Source organism: Legionella drozanskii LLAP-1 (genome assembly GCF_001467585.1).
GTDB classification, from domain to species: Bacteria; Pseudomonadota; Gammaproteobacteria; order Legionellales; family Legionellaceae; genus Tatlockia; species Tatlockia drozanskii.
Map to the genome: position 1 here is coordinate 213730 of NZ_LNXY01000001.1, position 15819 is coordinate 229548.

The window sequence follows — 15819 nt, forward strand, 5'->3', positions numbered from 1 at the left end:
ATTAATAAACAAGGAATGTTGAATGTCAAATAAAGACGATAAAAAATCAATGGGAAAGAAGAACTTCACCCGCAACAAATACCATAAAATTCAACTTCATGATGAATCCGTTTTGCAAGGAATAGGTGGTGATACCCATTCCATCTCAAACGAAACCTTACCCTCATTAACCACCCAACAAGGTACTCTAATAAGTGATGATGCTAATATACTAAAAATAGGTTCCCGGGGTCCTGCTTTACTTGAGGATTTTCTATTTCGCGAGAAAATTTTTCATTTTGATCATGAACGTATTCCGGAACGGGTTGTCCATGCACGTGGGTTTGGAGCACATGGCTATTTTGAAGCCTATGAAACATTAAGCGACTTAACTATGGCCGCCCCTTTTCAAAAGAAAGGGGAGAAAACTCCGGCATTTGTACGCTTTTCTACTGTAGCTGGCAATAAAGGTTCGCCGGATTTAGCTCGTGATGTTCGTGGATTTGCGGTGAAACTTTATACCACGCAAGGAAATTGGGATATTGTTGGTAATAATATTCCCGTTTTTTTTATCCAGGATGCAATTAAATTTCCGGATTTGATTCATGCTGCCAAAGATGAGCCTGATCGGGGTTTTCCTCAAGCGCAAACTGCTCATGATAATTTTTGGGATTTTGTCTCGCTGACTCCAGAAAGTATGCATATGATTATGTGGATTATGTCAGACAGAACTATTCCTCGTTCTTTTAGATTCATGGAAGGCTTTGGTGTCCATACCTTCAGGCTAGTTAACGAAGAGGGAGAGTCAACCTTTGTAAAATTCCATTGGAAACCCAAGCAGGGTTTACAATCTGTCACCTGGGACGAAGCAGTGAAAATCAACGGTGCTGATCCTGATTTTCATCGACGAGATCTATGGAATGCAATTCAGAATGGGGATTTCCCTGAATGGGAGCTAGGCTTACAGCTATTTGATGACGAGTTTTGCAACCAATTTCCTTTTGATGTGCTCGATGCAACCAAACTAATTCCTGAAGAAGAAGTTCCCATTAAAATTGTAGGGCGCTTAGTATTAAATCGCTGCGTTGATAATTTTTTTGCAGAAACAGAACAGGTAGCATTTTGTACACAAAATATAATTCCGGGAATTGATTTTACTAACGACCCTCTGTTACAAGGGCGAAATTTTTCTTACCTCGATACGCAATTGAAACGTCTAGGAAGTCCAAATTTTACCCATCTACCTATTAATGCACCCAAATGCCCTTTTGCAAACTTCCAACAAGATGGTCATATGGCTTTTCACAATCCTAAAGGTCGTGTTAATTATCAGCCTAACTCTTGGAATGAAGGACCTCGTGAAAACAGCTCTAAGGGTTTTTCATCTTTTGAAACTCAAGAAGAAGGCTTAAAATTACGAGTGCGTCCAGAAAAATTTAGTGATCACTACAGTCAAGCCCGTCAATTCTACATTAGTCAAACCCCTATTGAGCAACATCATATCGCAGACGCACTGACTTTTGAGTTAAGCAAAGTAGAAAAAGAAGCCATACGTGCCCGAGTAGTTTCTCACTTAATTCATATTGATCAAGCACTTGCCGCTACTGTAGCTAATAATTTAGGCCTAGAAAAGTTGCCTAAATCATCGCCTAACCAAACAACGGTGCTTGAAAGCTTGAAGCCCTCTTCAAAACTCAGCATATTAAAAAATTCTCATCAAACATTTAGCGGTCGTAAATTAGGAATACTAATCTCTGATGGGGCCGATGCCACCATTTATGACTCTTTTAAAAAAGCAGCTATAAAAGAAGGGGCAACAATAGCGATTATTGCGCCTCGAGTGGGTTGTGTGACCTTGAATGATGGTTCTAAAATCCAGGCAAATGAAAAACTAGGTGGAGGGCCCTCTGTTCTCTATGATGCTGTGGCGATATTACTTCCAGATTGGAAGTCATTAATTGGAATGGATCTGTTTAAAGCAGAAGAATTTATAAAAGATGCCTATGTTCATGCCAAATTTATTGGATACACACAGGATTTAGACAGCTTGTTTAGCAACCTGGGTATCAAAATTGATAAAGGAATATGCTTAATAAAGAATGCCAAAGAAACCTCGGAATTTTTAGCTCTATGTCGCAATTTACGCTTTTGGGAGCGTAGTTAAATCATAGCTAGAGGAATTTTTTTTGGCTCTATTTTACTAGAGTATTTAGGAACTTGGGGAATCAATTATTTTTTTAGGTTTGCATAGAGAGCTAATGTGGACTATTCCTTAAAGGGGAATTTAAAAACAACTTAGGAGAATTATTATGGACAATCAAAAACGCCCAGACCACCAAGGCCAAAATCAACAAGGCCAGAACAAGCATGGCAAAGATCAACAAGGCCATAGCAAAGATCAGCAAGCTCAAGATAAGCATGGCAAAGATCGCCAAGGTCAGGATCGTCATGGTGAAAGCCATGAAGACCAAAATAAGCCACGTTTTGGTAGATAATCTATCTTTTAATAAAAGTGCATGATTAATTCATGCACTTGTTTCCCAAGTATTGATAACTAGAATTAAAAAAGACCAAGCTTCATCAAAAATGACATTATGCTAGGCACATCTATTAATTTTATTCAGGGTCAAATACAGCGCTCTTTGCTTCCTTCAGAGGCTTAGCTGTTAATGCAGCAGCCAGGAGCTTATGCTTTTTGTATATTTTTTATCCTATGAGAATAGGTAATTTTTTCTACATCGAAACGTTAATTAGCCTTACCAATTCTAGCTTTAATTTAACTACTCAATCGATAGACTATACTGTACATGACTTTTATCCTCATAAATGTTGATTTGTATGGTTATTAATACTAAAAGATGGTGTGACCCAAACTCACCAACAGATGGCTGGCGGATTCTTGTGTGTCGCTATCGTCCTCGAGGTTTACCTAAAAAAGATGAAACCTGGGACATTTGGTTTAGACAACTGGCTCCTAGTCGGGAATTACATGCAAAAGCTTATGGAAAAGTGACGGGAATACCCATCGTATGGGACAAATATTGTCTTCAATATTTCAAAGAAATGAACAATAAAAACTCACAAAATTTAATTGCTTTTCTCGCAAAAGTGATAGAGTCAGGAGAAAATATCACCTTGTTATGTTCATCCGCTTGTACCGACGAAAATCATTGTCATCGGCAACTTTTGAAAAAAATGATTGAAGATAAATTATCTGAGGCCCATAGAATTAAAGATCCTGAACGCTTTAAATAAGTTCCTTTATAACCTATAGTATAAAATACTCTGCAAAACAGTGCTTGAATTTGTCGAAAAACCTGATTTACTTCTAAAAAAATGAATAGTGCTTAGTTGTTCCTTTTTAAAATGGGTCAAACTCATGAAAAAAATCTCCGCCTTCTTAAAAAAATTAGGACCCGGCCTTATAACAGGTGCAAGCGATGATGATCCCTCTGGCATTGCAACTTACTCTCAAGCAGGCGCTCATTTTGGCTTAGCTTTTTTATGGACTGCGTTAATCACTTTTCCATTAATGTTTGCCGTTCAAGAAATGTGTGCCCGTATTGGACTTGTGACCTCTAAAGGATTAATAGCTAATATTAAAAATCACTATTCTAGAAGCCTAGTGATTTTTACAATTTCTCTTATGGTACCGACTTTAGTATTTAATATAAGTGCAAATCTGGCAAGTATGGCAGCAGTCATCCATTTGCTTTTCCCAATTATTCCTATTTGGGCTGTTTCAGTATTTATTTGTTTAGTGATAGTTCATAGCATTATTTTTCTAAGTTATAAACAAATTGTGTCTTTTCTAAAATACCTCTGTTTGTCTTTACTTCTCTATCTAGTTGTTCCGTTTTTAGCAAAACAAAACACCATTGAAATTTTGAAGTCAACTTTCGTTCCTGAAATACATTTTAATAAAGAATTTATTGGTTTATTAGTTGCAATATTAGGCACCACCATCTCCCCCTATCTCTTTTTTTGGCAAACGACCATGTCAGCAGAAGAGCTACGATTTAAACGAAAAGCTGTTACTGAAAATAAATTTTTTGACATGAAAATTGACGTGGGTATAGGAATGTTGGCTTCAAATCTGGTGATGTATTTTATTATCTTAACCACTGGAACAATTCTTTATAAAAATGGTATTCATGATATTTTAACCGTGGAGACTGCTGCCAAAGCGTTAGAACCAATCGCAGGAGAGTTATCTTTTCTTCTTTTTTCATTAGGGATTATTGGAACGGGCTTTTTATCCATACCCGTGTTATGTGGCTGCCTTTCTTATACTCTTTGCACAGCCTTTGATCATAAAGAGGGATTAAATCATTCACTTAAGTCGGCTAAAATGTTTTACTTTTTTATTATCCTTTCAATTCTATTGAGCTTATTACTTAATTTAATTGGAGTTAATCCAATTAAGGCACTGATTATTTCTGCGATTGCCAATTGTCTTGTTTCTCCCCCCTTACTCTTTACTATTCTTTTAATTGCTAATAATTCAAAGATAATGGGTGATAAAAGAAATGGTACTTTGTCCAATTTTCTGGGTCTTCTCACTCTTTTGCTTGTTACCGTTTCAAGCCTTTTATATTTGTATTATTTTTTATAATGTTATTAGAGCTTGGTTGAATGCATCCTGTCAAATAAGAAACAATTTATAGGAATTAATATTGAAACTCTTGTGTTGGGTGCTGTTTGGGAAACCCCTTTTATTTTTCAAGGATGCTTTAAAGTTACTGAACTAAAGAGGAAAAAAAACTGTTTTTTCTACTTTAGATGCCAAGCTAGTAATGTGCAACAATCAGATATTCTTAACTATGATTTTTCACCTGAACAATATGTATTTACCCATTTATATAATGAAACAGGGGAAATTAAAAAATGAAGATACTAAAAGACAAACTCATGAGAAATATTATCGGTGCTTTTATAATTCGAAATTGCGTAGGGACGCAAGTTCGAAAGGCTGTAGGCTAGAGTCCTAAAGTCTGACTCTCCTCATCAATCGTTTTTTCTTGCTCAGAATCTACATTGACATCTTCATCATCAGAGTCTTCGGAATCATCACAATCATCGGTCCAATCCGATGCATCAATTTCTATTCGTTCTTCCAAAAAAACGCGGTCTGGAATAGACGTTGCGCTAGGGAGATTTGTAGAAATAGTTAGTTTAGGATTCAAGAGCTTAATGCTTAACCTAGTACAGTTTCCAGCTGCTTCTATATTAGAAGGATAAGCATAAACTTCCTCAATGTTATTGAGGTCGATAATGTTTTTCAAAACATAAAATAAACTCTGCTCTTGCCAAGATTGCGCAATAATAGTGGAATGCTTAATCACTGATACAACAAACTCTAAACTGTGACGTTCTACCAGTTCTTTCATGTAAATAACCGGATTTTGATTTTCATAATTTAGATTTCTCTTATCATCAAATATTCGATCTTGAGTTTCATATAAGTCTTTATTTTTAGTTAAGAAACTAACAAAAGCTTGCTCAAAATCGCTGTTATCTGAAAAGTGAGAAGATACTACTAACTCACGTAATTTTCTCCAAAACTCAACTACAAAGCGACTGTAATCAACAATAATCAATTTAGGTGTACTTTCTTTATTGCCTAGGGTACAGATTAGATCAAGAGCTCTTATGCCTGAAGTAGCCACTAGCGCAATTTTACCTTTTGAGGTCTTATAAGGTTCTAAGTCTCCAATTTTCGGATCATTACCAACAATATAGGTTTTACTAACAAAAAACCCGGCCTTTGGAAGCTGTTGAAAATGGTATTTTTTCCTGGTTTGGTGCCCGCACCAAGTTTTTTGAATAAGTAACGCAGCTTCTGTTTGATTTAAATCTTTTCCCATTTATCCGAACCAAAAATTAAAACATTTCATAATTATACTCAATTATTGCCTATAAAGTGCAATATGAATGCAAAATATCCAATTAGTGGCTTCGGTGAAGCCTAAAACATCAACTCCTTTTAACACAAGTTCTCCATTTTTAAGAATATATATTAGCCCATTTGGTTTAAATATATACTATACTTTTATTGTCCTTTGTTTTGGAGTTGATTTATGTTTAAATTTATATGGACTCTTCTTCGTTTACAATTGCTCCGAACTGTGCTTAAAAGAGTGGCTTTGCATCCTAAATTCAAGCAGCATACCTTTCTTTTAGGACCTCTATTTATTCTTTTAGAATGGTTTTTTACACGCCGTGCGTTTAAAAAACATTAAAAATTAATTATATTTATAGTTACACCATTTCCATCTTGGCTAAATTGACATTTTGCATGGGTTCTCATCTGTTTAGTCCCTTGCAACAAATTGATTTCCACAGGGGTTTGGGAGTCGAATTTTTTAAGCCCAACAGCACAAATGTAATAGCCAGACATACTTCTTATTTCAACTCGCTCATGATAGTTATTACCAGAGAAGCTGCCTTCAATTCTATCGCCTTTTAATATTGCAGCAGAACTAAACAGAGTACTATTTTCCGCTTTTTCAAAATGGTGAACTGAGAAATGAAGTAGGCCTGCAGGCGCATATTTCTCATAGGAATGATCCGAATAATTGTTTACAACAATGAGGGGATCTTTTTCATCTTGTGCATAGATTAAAGTACTTGACACCATAGTCATTACAAACAAAGCAAATTTCAAAATAAGGTTCTTCATGAGTTAAATCCTCTAATTATTCGTCACATTAATAGTGATGACTTGATCAGCCATTGAGAAAGTACAGCGAGCGGGTTTAACAGAAGGATCTGGTTGATAAGGATCATTGACCAACCAATTCGCTGATAATAATTTTGAGGTATTTCTATCAAGAGTTACTTGCAGAATACAAAATGAAGTTTCTCCGTTTTGAGAGTCATGAAAAATATCAATATTTGTGGTGCTTAATTCGCCTTCAGAAATAGAAGAGTCCTTTAAATTCTGATTGTGATCTTCTGCTATCAATTGGCCAGGTGGGCCGTCATTTTCACCATGAATAAACGTCTCTAACTCTGTTTGTAAATCAAGACCTCCCGACTGTGTAAGATTAGGAAAACACATACCAAAATTCCATATGAACATGCCCAAACCATGTCTCCAAAAAATTTCTGAAGCTCCATCAGATACATCGGTCTTTATAATAACTTTAACGTCAGGCAAAATGGATACTTGGCCATAAGCAAGAGGTGATAAAGCAATGCAGAATGCAGCTATAATTGGGGGAAATCTAAACATAAAGACCGTATCCTAGAGGATCAATTTGGTCTCATTTTAACTAAAACAATCTAGTTGGTCAAAGTTTAATTTAAAAGGTTAAAAATAGCACTAGATAACTGCAAAAACGGCAACCTTTAGAATCGGACCAACTATCCACATAATTTATAATTTGTTATAATATTAACCATATTGTAAATTATCTGTTATAAGGAAGATAAAATGCGTTCTAAATTTCATATTTTCCAATGCCCCTGGCTAAAAAATTTTATATCTGCATGTAATAAAATTGAATCAGACCCAAATTATCAACCTTATATAACGGATAGAGAATTACTCCTGCTAGTTGTAGATGAAAATGGTGATGCAAGGCATACTCCCAGAAGGAGTGCTCTAGCAATCCAACCCATGGATTCAATTCCTCTAGCGGCTGATAAGAGTTCACTGGGGGCATTATATCAAATCAAAATTGCGAAAAAGGATTGTATCGATGATTCAGATTATCCTGTTTGGTATATTGATAACTCAGCAGTAATATTAATTAATAAAAAAGGAGAAATTTCTTTACATACTAGTGAGAATGCTAAAAGTGGAAATTTCACTTCCCCATTATCACATTTATCCATAGAGAAATTTTTAAACTCTCCGTGCTTACATTATCCAGAAGAAAAAAATAACGTTTATAACTTTTGAAAATCCTTATCTTCCCCCTCAGTCGGGAACCCTAATCAAAAGGATCCTCTCTAATTAGTCAATATTTTAACGATACAATTTGGTCATAACTCAGATTATCGCTAAGATTTTGGCTAAAACTGAATTAAGCGCATTGGCTATTGAGTTACTCTACCCATTTGGCACGCCTCTCCAGTGCCGCGCGAATCTCCTTCTCTCCCATAGATTCCTCCTTTGACTATGCGAATGTAATTGCGAAGAATCTTGTAAGCTTAACATAGTATACTCTTCATACTTTTTAAGGCTAAAGATACCTAAGTTAAGAGTAATTTTAAATATAATCAATACAGGATCTTTGGAGCAGTGTGTAGTCCAACCGCTCTTAGAAGCCTACCCTTCAGTAATTAAGGGTAGCTAGTCAACCGACTCTATGCCGTAGCAAGGTAATCTTGTCCATACTGTTCTAAATAATCATGGTAATTACCGAGAAAATTCTGCACACCATGTTGCTCAGTTAATACAATAACACGCGTTGCAATATCATCAATAAAATAACGATTATGACTTACAAATAATACTGTTCCTGGAAACAGTTGGATTGCTTCGATTAAAGCATCTATTGACTCAAGATCCAAATGGTTGGTTGGCTCATCAAATATCAGAACATTATGTTTTTCTAAAATTAATTTGGCCATAATTAACCGGGCAGACTCCCCACCACTTAATACCCCAATTTTTTTATCTACATCTGATCCACGAAACAATACTTGCCCAAGCACTTTTCTAATTTCCTGTCCAGGTGCAGCAATATTATCTTCCATCCATTGCAATACAGATTGTTCTGGAATTAACTGAGTTCGATAATCTTGTGCAAAATAACCCACACTGACAGTATCACTCCATTCAAAATCTCCCTGATCGGCATAGAGTTCTCTTAATAAAATTTTCAGTAATGTTGATTTTCCAATTCCATTAGGTCCAATAACTGCACATTTATCGCCACGGTGTATGTTAAAAGATACATTTTTTAATAATACGCGTTCATCAAATTTTTTGTGTAGCTGCTCGACTTTAACAACCAATTTACCCGAAGATTTTTTGTGCTGGAAATTAAAATAAGGTTTGAAAATATTGGAGTCTTTAATCTCAACTAATTCAATACGATCTATCATTTTTTGACGTGAAGCGGCTTGGCTTGCTTTACTTGCTTTTGCCCCAAACCGGTCAACAAAACCTTGTAACGCTTCTATGCGTTTTTCCTGGTTTTTCAACTCGCTTTGTTTCAATCGTAATCGTTCTTCTTTCGCGAAACAAAACTTGTCATAATTTCCTGGATAATCCAGTACGGTATCATAATCAATATCAAGTATATTGGTGGAGGTATTATTGAGAAAACTTCTATCATGGGAAATAAAAATTAATAATCCTTTAAACGATGTTTTCAAAAACTCTTCCAACCATGCAATGGATATAATATCCAAATGGTTGGTTGGTTCATCCAACAACATAATATCCGGTTTTTGATAAAGAACCTGTGCCAATAAAACTCGTAGTTTGTAACCACCCGATAAAGCACTCAGCGGACCATAATGGAATTTTTCGGCAATACCTAAACCTAGCAATAAATTTTTTACGGTAGATTCTGCTTCATAACCGCCTTGATTCATCACTATTTCTTCTAATTCACTTAAACGGTAGCCATCTTCCTCACTAAAGGTTTCTTTAGCATATAAGCTCTCTTTTTCACAGAGGGCGTCCCATAAAACGGCATTTCCACGAATAACCACATCAACGAGGCGATCTTTTTCATAACGAAAATGATCTTGCTTCAAAATACCTATTTTATGATTTTTTGCTTTTTCCACAGAGCCCTGAGAGGCTTGCTCTTCGCCGGCTAAAATTTTTAAAAAAGTAGACTTTCCGGTCCCATTGGCACCGACTACACCATAACGTTGAGTGGGCAATAAGATCAAATCCACATTTTGGAATAACGATTTTGGTCCAAACTGCATACCTATATTTTTTACATCTAACATCAACCCCTGCCTCACTTCACTATTTTAGAGAATAATATTTACCTGTGTAGCAAATTCACCTCTTTCACCCTGTTTAAGGACGTAATTAACACGTTGCCCTTCTTTTAGTTCTTTGTAACCGGTAGTTTGAACCTCAGAAAAGTGAACAAAAATCTCTTTGCCCTGCGATTCTGGAGAAATAAAACCATAACCTTTTATTTTGTTAAAACGTATAACAGTACCAATCTGCATCCAATGTTCCTAATGTATAAATAAAACAAAAAGACTGAATTAAAGTCTAATTGTGTGAATAGAGGTGCAATTTTAACATTATTTAGATTAATTAACACTTAACTTTCAATTTTAGTTCCATGTTTAAAAATACTGAATAGGAAAAAAACATAATTAACCCAGTCCAAAAACAAACTGTTTCAAAATTGAACTGAAAATGTTAGTCTACCTTTAATTTATAAAACACAAGTGCTTCCAATGATTCAATCCGAATTCACCAATCAAGAACTATCTTTCTCCCAGTTACCCTTGCGTCAAGAATTAATAGAAAGTCTCGCTTCTTTAAATTATGACAATATGACTCCTATTCAAAAACAAAGTCTTCCCATAATCCTTAAAAATGAGGATATCATTGCTCAGGCAAAAACAGGGAGTGGAAAGACGGCTGCTTTTGGTTTATCTCTATTAAATAATTTAAAGATCTCCTTTTTTGGAGTCCAAGGCTTGGTTCTTTGCCCTACTCGTGAACTCGCAGAGCAAGTCAGTCAAGCAATCCGTCGATTAGCCTGCTTGATGCCTAACGTTAAAATTATTAATTTGTCCGGTGGCATACCGATGAAACCGCAGCTAAACTCATTAAGACACGGGGCACATATCATAGTAGGAACACCGGGAAGAGTTCTTAAGCACTTAAATAATTCCTCTTTAGACTTAAGCAAACTTCGAGCTTTAGTTTTAGATGAAGCAGATAGAATGCTGGATATGGGATTTTTTGATGACATCAGCAGCATTATTTCTGCTTGTCCCAAACAACGTCAAACCTTACTTTTTTCTGCGACCTATCCTGAAGAAATCAAACAACTATCAAAACAGTTCATGGTTAACCCCAAAGAAATCTTTATTGAAACGCCTCCTACGGAAATGGATATAGAACAACGTTTTTATGAAGTAACCAAGCCCGATCAGAAATTTTCCTTATTGAAATCATTATTGTTACACTTTAAACCAGTTTCAACTTTAATCTTTTGTAATACCAAACAACAAACAACGGATGTGACAAGCGAACTTATCCATGAAGGCTTTAGCGCTATCTCTTTAAATGGGGATATGGAGCAAATCGATCGCGATCTGGCTATCTTGCGATTTGCCAATCATAGTTGTTCAATCCTGGTCGCAACTGACGTTGCAGCTCGAGGCATTGATATTAAAGAACTTCCTGCCGTGATTAATTTTGATCTCGCCTTTGATCACGATGTTCATGTTCATCGTATAGGCCGAACTGGACGCGCTGGGAATAAAGGCCTTGCTTTAAGTATTACAATCCCTGCAGATGCACAAAGAATTCGCGCTATTGAAGATAATTTTCTGCACCCTATTCTCTGGGGAAATAGTGATGAACTTGAAAACCATCATGACAGTCGATTAGTACCAGAAATGGTTACCCTATGCCTTGCTGCCGGTAAAAAAGATAAAATTCGACCGGGAGATATTCTAGGAGCATTGACCAAAGATGCAGGATTAGCAGGAGACACTATTGGCAAAATTAATGTCACAGCCCTACACTCCTATGTAGCAATTCATCACAACCACGTCGAAAAAGCTCAACAATATCTACAACATGGGAAATTGAAAGGACGCAAAGTGAATGTTCATAAAATTAAGTAAATGCTCTAGCTCAATTAATTATCGGCCTTGTTCTTTTTACGACGTAACCGAATGCCATTTTCTTCGATATCAATTTCGTTATGTTTATAAAGGTGACCAATCGCAGCTTTGAAACCTTTTTTACTTTCACCGAACATGCGTTTTATATCCAGAGAGGGGCTCTTATCGTGCAAGGGCAAAAAGCCACCCGCCTCCTGTAGCTCCTTAAGTATTTGCGTTGCTAGCTCATGAATTCGATCTTGACCAATTTTTCTCAAGACTACATCTATTTTGCCATCTTCTCGTATCGTTTTAATGTAACCTTGAATTTTTGCGCCATAATTGAGGCGTTGAAAAATATCACCAGCGTGAATTAAACCCCAGTGACTGTTATTAATAATAACTTTCGTCCCTAATAGAGTAGACTCTGCTATCAAAAGATTCACCTCTTCTCCCTGTTTAAAATGGGGCTGAGACTTATCTAAAAAATCATCGAGTTTAGAACTAGCAATGATACGATTTTGATTATCTTGTTTCACATAGACGAGATAAGATTTATCCTTCTCCATAGGCCGTTGTTGTAGCGCTCGAGGGACTAATAAATCCTTATCCAAACCCCAATCAAGAAAGGCACCGACAGAATTGACATCAATAACTTTTAAAAAAGCGTAGTCACCTAACTGCGCAAAAGGGGTCTTTGTGGTAGCGATAATTTTATCTTCCGAATCAAAGTAAATAAAAACATCTACTTGGTCATTAATCGTTACGCCTTTTGGCACAAATTTGTTGGGTAATAGAATTTCACCAAAATTTTCTCCATTTAAATAGAGTCCAAACGGTACCTCTTTTATTACTCTTAATTTATTGTATTTACCTATTTTAATCATTTATCTACTCACTTAATCTATGACCAGGTACTCTCAAAAGCCTGATTACCGTTGCCTCGTAATGTCCCTGTTAGACCACTGCAGACAGTTGTTTAAACCATTCTTGAACAGTACCTTCATGGGAATAAATTGGGCTTAAAGAAACAATCCTTAATTAACCAAAATGTTGGGTTCATATAATTTTAATTTACTACCCGTCATATAGATTATCAAAAATCTCCCACAGCCTGCCTGCTTTTAGCTCAGGAAAGTTTTTGGAATATTCTATACCTTATTGGGATATATAAGGAGATTATTATAGGTTATATTATTGGATGGCTATTAGGCTTTCCTATTAGTACCCTAATTTGGCCAGTCTCTCAATTATAAAAAGGATTTTATTATGAATAATGATTTAACTCATTCAAAATGTGATTTTTCACCGCATATCTCTTGGTCTGCCATTTTTTCAGGAGCATTTATTGGCGTGGGGCTTGGCTTTTTACTCCAGCTCTATGGAGTAGCAATTGGTCTAAGTGTCTTTAATGCATCTCCTAATGGCACAACTGCTATTGCTATAGGAGGTTTAATTGGATTTTTAATTGGAGTCATTATCTCTATGGGCAGTGCAGGATTTGTCGCTGGCTATTTAGGCCGCTCACATCACTGTCATTGTCACGGTGGAGTAATTTATGGCTTTTTGACATGGAGCATCGCCCTTTTATTAAGTGCTCTTATGATAATGCCTTTATCACATTATACTTCTGCTTATACTAAAAATTTAGCACCTACTATATCTGTTGATCAGTCTTCGCCTCAACCTATTGCGATAACTTCAAGTGCAAACTCAAGCAGTTCAAATATGGCAATGGAGAATAATCAAACCAATGTGAAAGTTACACCAAATACCCTCACAGGAAGCTCTTGGATTATGTTTATGCTCTTTTTTATTGGTGCTATCTCAAGTTGTATTGGTGCGTGTATGAGTATGAAATGCAAGCAAGTTTGTCATGAAGCTCCTACTGAATCCACTCAACGACCAGTTATTTAATAATTAAGGTCAGAGAGCAACCCTCTCTGACTATTATAAAATTTTAAAAGCTTAGGTAGCATATACTTTTATCCTATTCCTTTATTTGCTGAAGTTCATAATTAATATAGTCTTCCATTAAACTGATAATGTCTTTCTGAGCATCCAACTCATTAAGATTTTCGGTATAAAATTTTCTTGCATAACCGAATGAGTCGTTTTTTTTTCGAATATCCCCATCTGCTGCAAACAAATTAGACTGTATTTTTTTTATTTCATAAGAACCTAAAAAACCCTTATATTCAAAGCTTACCATTTGTACTCCCCCTTTTACTCACTTGATAGGGTGATCAATTAACGATTAAAACTTCCGCTTAAATTTTAAAATACAACTAAACAATAGACTTAATACTGTTGGATTGCAGCCAATTATTTAAATTTTTACAAATAATCTCGATTTGAACCACTTTCTTTAAATATTAGAATATTTTTTCTGTATTTCATCATAAAAATTCATTAATCCTTCTAAAGCAATTTTTGCCGCATTTAATTCTAATTCTTTCCTTGATCCTTTTAACCAAAAAGTCTGAGACCGTATTTTAACTCTATTATTGTTAATGATTCCCCACGCAAGACAGATAGTTCCGGGCTGAATGCCATCCATGGATTTTTTGCCAGTAATTCCAGTAGTAGCAACACCAATTGTTCCTTTCCTTTTTTTCAGTACCCCTATAAGCATTTCACAAGCAACTTGTTCACTAGTTAGGGTATATTTATTAATTGTATTTTGCCTAACACCTAAGATGGATTTTTTTGCTGCTTCGGAATACACGACATAACCAGCTTCTACACAATCACCACATCCTTCCTGTTCGGCGAGGAGAGAGAGAATTTTTCCTGCCGTACAAGACTCTGCGGTAATTAATTTGAGTTCATTTTTTTTAAGAAAATTAATGACTTCTTTTGCTAACTTCATTATGGAATTTCCTCAAATAGTGATTAGTCAATGCAAAATTTATTCCTTTTAAAAAAGAATAATTAAAAATATTCAGCAAAGGTTCTTTTTACGAACATCTAGGGTTTTCTGGAGGAAAGGCTCAGTTTGCACGAGCTCCTTATACTGATATTGACTTATTGTTATTCAAAAAGGAATTTCAGATGAAAATGGGATACGCAATCCATGGGCTATGGTCTTGTAAAGTTCAAAATCCCACTATAAAAGAAAGTTTTCCTGAAGTGAGATAAAAAAACAAAGTGCATAAAATGCACTTTTAAAATGAATCCATTAAATGATGTAAGTTATTAAGGCTTTAACAACCGAGATAAGATAAAACCAATCCCTGCTGCAATTAATAAAGAAGTAAAGGGTTTTTCTTTGACATTCTGAACAACTTTGTCAGAATGCTCCTGAAACTTGTCTTTCAACTCATTAATTGTTTCCGTGCCATCATTATAAATATCAGTTCCTAATTTTTTAGTCTCTTCCAAGACTCGTTTTGATTGTCTTGAAGTATCGTTATTTTCAATTTCCATGACATACCCCTTATTATTAAAATTAGAATACAGCCTTTTTAATATTAGCTTTAGCTTCTTTCATAACGTATTCGGCAGTATTTTTTGCTTGAGAAAAGTTTTCTTTAACTTGATTTGAAGCGTTAGCAACAGTTTGACCTACAATTTCGGTTGCTTCCTCACAATAATTAAGCATCTTATGTCCATTTTCATAGATAATACCAAAGGTTTTTTCCATAAGTTCGGTTGGGCTGTTTAATTTTGACAAATCTTCAGGCTTTATAAATGAAAAACTTTGTAAAGTTTTTATATTAAGCTTCATTAGTTCCTCTGCAGAACGACTCATTAAATTAAAATTTTCTTCTATGTTTCTTTGTGATTCTCTTTGCATGGTATTCCCCTTCATGTTGCACTGCACAATTAAAGCTTAGAAGTTATCTTTTAATAAGTCAATTTTATTTTTCAAGCTTTCTTAAATTATTTTATGCCTTATTAGAAAGAGCATCATTTTAGTAATGCATAAATAATCAATAGAAGCCATATTCTCATTAATAGATTTTGATAGGAATTTTCAAACAGATGATCCTCCCTCGATTAACCGTACACCTTGTTTAACAGATATAATCTGAATAACGAGGAGTTACAGATGTCAAA

At 35.4% G+C, this 15819-nt stretch carries 18 protein-coding genes; 8 read left to right on the plus strand and 10 right to left on the minus strand.

All coding sequences use genetic code 11. The features are described from left to right. Window positions 1–22 precede the first annotated feature (22 nt). From Ldro_RS01015 to Ldro_RS01030, 4 genes are all read left to right on the plus strand, one after another. On the plus strand, window positions 23–2143 hold the full coding sequence (locus tag Ldro_RS01015; protein WP_058494552.1) for a catalase: 2121 nt from the start codon (window positions 23–25) through the stop codon (window positions 2141–2143). Window positions 2144–2288: 145 nt separating this feature from the next. Beyond that, on the plus strand, window positions 2289–2474 hold the full coding sequence (locus tag Ldro_RS01020; protein ID WP_058494553.1) for a hypothetical protein: 186 nt from the start codon (window positions 2289–2291) through the stop codon (window positions 2472–2474). 343 nt (window positions 2475–2817) lie between these two features. Beyond that, window positions 2818–3234 carry a DUF488 domain-containing protein gene (locus tag Ldro_RS01025; RefSeq protein WP_058494554.1) on the plus strand — a complete coding sequence of 139 codons (417 nt, stop codon included), beginning with the start codon at window positions 2818–2820 and terminating at the stop codon, window positions 3232–3234. A 124-nt stretch (window positions 3235–3358) separates the two neighbouring features. After that, entirely contained in the window at window positions 3359–4594 is a 1236-nt protein-coding gene (locus Ldro_RS01030) for an NRAMP family divalent metal transporter (protein ID WP_058494555.1), read from the plus strand. Between the two features lie 364 nt (window positions 4595–4958). On the opposite strand, the gene Ldro_RS01040 is transcribed toward Ldro_RS01030, so the two are convergent. Then, complete coding sequence (locus tag Ldro_RS01040) at window positions 4959–5846, minus strand: IQ calmodulin-binding motif-containing protein (protein WP_058494557.1); 888 nt, start codon at window positions 5844–5846, stop codon at window positions 4959–4961. Window positions 5847–6059: 213 nt separating this feature from the next. On the opposite strand from Ldro_RS01040, the gene Ldro_RS16195 reads away from it, so the two are divergent. Further along, window positions 6060–6221, plus strand: coding sequence for a hypothetical protein (locus Ldro_RS16195; protein WP_157066445.1), 162 nt, complete (start codon window positions 6060–6062; stop codon window positions 6219–6221). Here Ldro_RS16195 and Ldro_RS01045 read toward each other — a convergent pair. Both Ldro_RS01045 and Ldro_RS01050 read right to left on the minus strand, forming a co-directional pair. Then, a complete protein-coding gene (locus Ldro_RS01045) occupies window positions 6218–6661 on the minus strand; it encodes a hypothetical protein (protein ID WP_058494558.1) in 444 nt (147 codons plus the stop codon). The genes Ldro_RS16195 and Ldro_RS01045 overlap by 4 nt on opposite strands. A gap of 12 nt (window positions 6662–6673) precedes the next feature. Further along, on the minus strand, window positions 6674–7216 hold the full coding sequence (locus Ldro_RS01050; RefSeq protein WP_058494559.1) for a hypothetical protein: 543 nt from the start codon (window positions 7214–7216) through the stop codon (window positions 6674–6676). A 201-nt stretch (window positions 7217–7417) separates the two neighbouring features. On the opposite strand from Ldro_RS01050, the gene Ldro_RS01055 reads away from it, so the two are divergent. Beyond that, the gene (locus tag Ldro_RS01055) at window positions 7418–7888 is read left to right on the plus strand and encodes a hypothetical protein (RefSeq protein WP_058494560.1); all 471 of its coding nucleotides are present in this window, start codon (window positions 7418–7420) and stop codon (window positions 7886–7888) included. A 407-nt stretch (window positions 7889–8295) separates the two neighbouring features. On the opposite strand, the gene Ldro_RS01060 is transcribed toward Ldro_RS01055, so the two are convergent. Both Ldro_RS01060 and Ldro_RS01065 read right to left on the minus strand, forming a co-directional pair. After that, entirely contained in the window at window positions 8296–9903 is a 1608-nt protein-coding gene (locus Ldro_RS01060) for an ABC-F family ATP-binding cassette domain-containing protein (protein WP_058494561.1), read from the minus strand. A gap of 24 nt (window positions 9904–9927) precedes the next feature. Further along, on the minus strand, window positions 9928–10134 hold the full coding sequence (locus Ldro_RS01065; RefSeq protein WP_058494562.1) for a cold-shock protein: 207 nt from the start codon (window positions 10132–10134) through the stop codon (window positions 9928–9930). A gap of 237 nt (window positions 10135–10371) precedes the next feature. On the opposite strand from Ldro_RS01065, the gene dbpA reads away from it, so the two are divergent. Beyond that, window positions 10372–11778, plus strand: a complete 1407-nt coding sequence (gene dbpA / locus Ldro_RS01070; protein ID WP_058494563.1) for an ATP-dependent RNA helicase DbpA — start codon at window positions 10372–10374, stop codon at window positions 11776–11778. Between the two features lie 14 nt (window positions 11779–11792). Here the strand turns inward: dbpA and Ldro_RS01075 are convergent, their stop codons facing one another. Beyond that, window positions 11793–12644 carry a CvfB family protein gene (locus tag Ldro_RS01075; protein WP_058494564.1) on the minus strand — a complete coding sequence of 284 codons (852 nt, stop codon included), beginning with the start codon at window positions 12642–12644 and terminating at the stop codon, window positions 11793–11795. A gap of 382 nt (window positions 12645–13026) precedes the next feature. Here Ldro_RS01075 and Ldro_RS01080 point away from each other — a divergent pair, with 382 nt between their 5' ends. Further along, window positions 13027–13674: a hypothetical protein gene (locus Ldro_RS01080; RefSeq protein WP_058494565.1), complete on the plus strand. Its 648-nt coding sequence runs from the start codon at window positions 13027–13029 to the stop codon at window positions 13672–13674. 73 nt (window positions 13675–13747) lie between these two features. Here Ldro_RS01080 and Ldro_RS01085 read toward each other — a convergent pair whose 3' ends face one another. The 4 genes from Ldro_RS01085 to Ldro_RS01100 form a co-directional block, all read right to left on the minus strand. Then, window positions 13748–13969: a hypothetical protein gene (locus Ldro_RS01085; protein ID WP_058494566.1), complete on the minus strand. Its 222-nt coding sequence runs from the start codon at window positions 13967–13969 to the stop codon at window positions 13748–13750. 156 nt (window positions 13970–14125) lie between these two features. After that, window positions 14126–14629 carry a CinA family protein gene (locus Ldro_RS01090; RefSeq protein WP_058494567.1) on the minus strand — a complete coding sequence of 168 codons (504 nt, stop codon included), beginning with the start codon at window positions 14627–14629 and terminating at the stop codon, window positions 14126–14128. Between the two features lie 326 nt (window positions 14630–14955). Beyond that, on the minus strand, window positions 14956–15186 hold the full coding sequence (locus Ldro_RS01095) for a hypothetical protein (RefSeq protein ID WP_058494568.1): 231 nt from the start codon (window positions 15184–15186) through the stop codon (window positions 14956–14958). A gap of 22 nt (window positions 15187–15208) precedes the next feature. Next, a complete protein-coding gene (locus Ldro_RS01100) occupies window positions 15209–15556 on the minus strand; it encodes a hypothetical protein (protein ID WP_058494569.1) in 348 nt (115 codons plus the stop codon). Window positions 15557–15819: the final 263 nt, after the last annotated feature.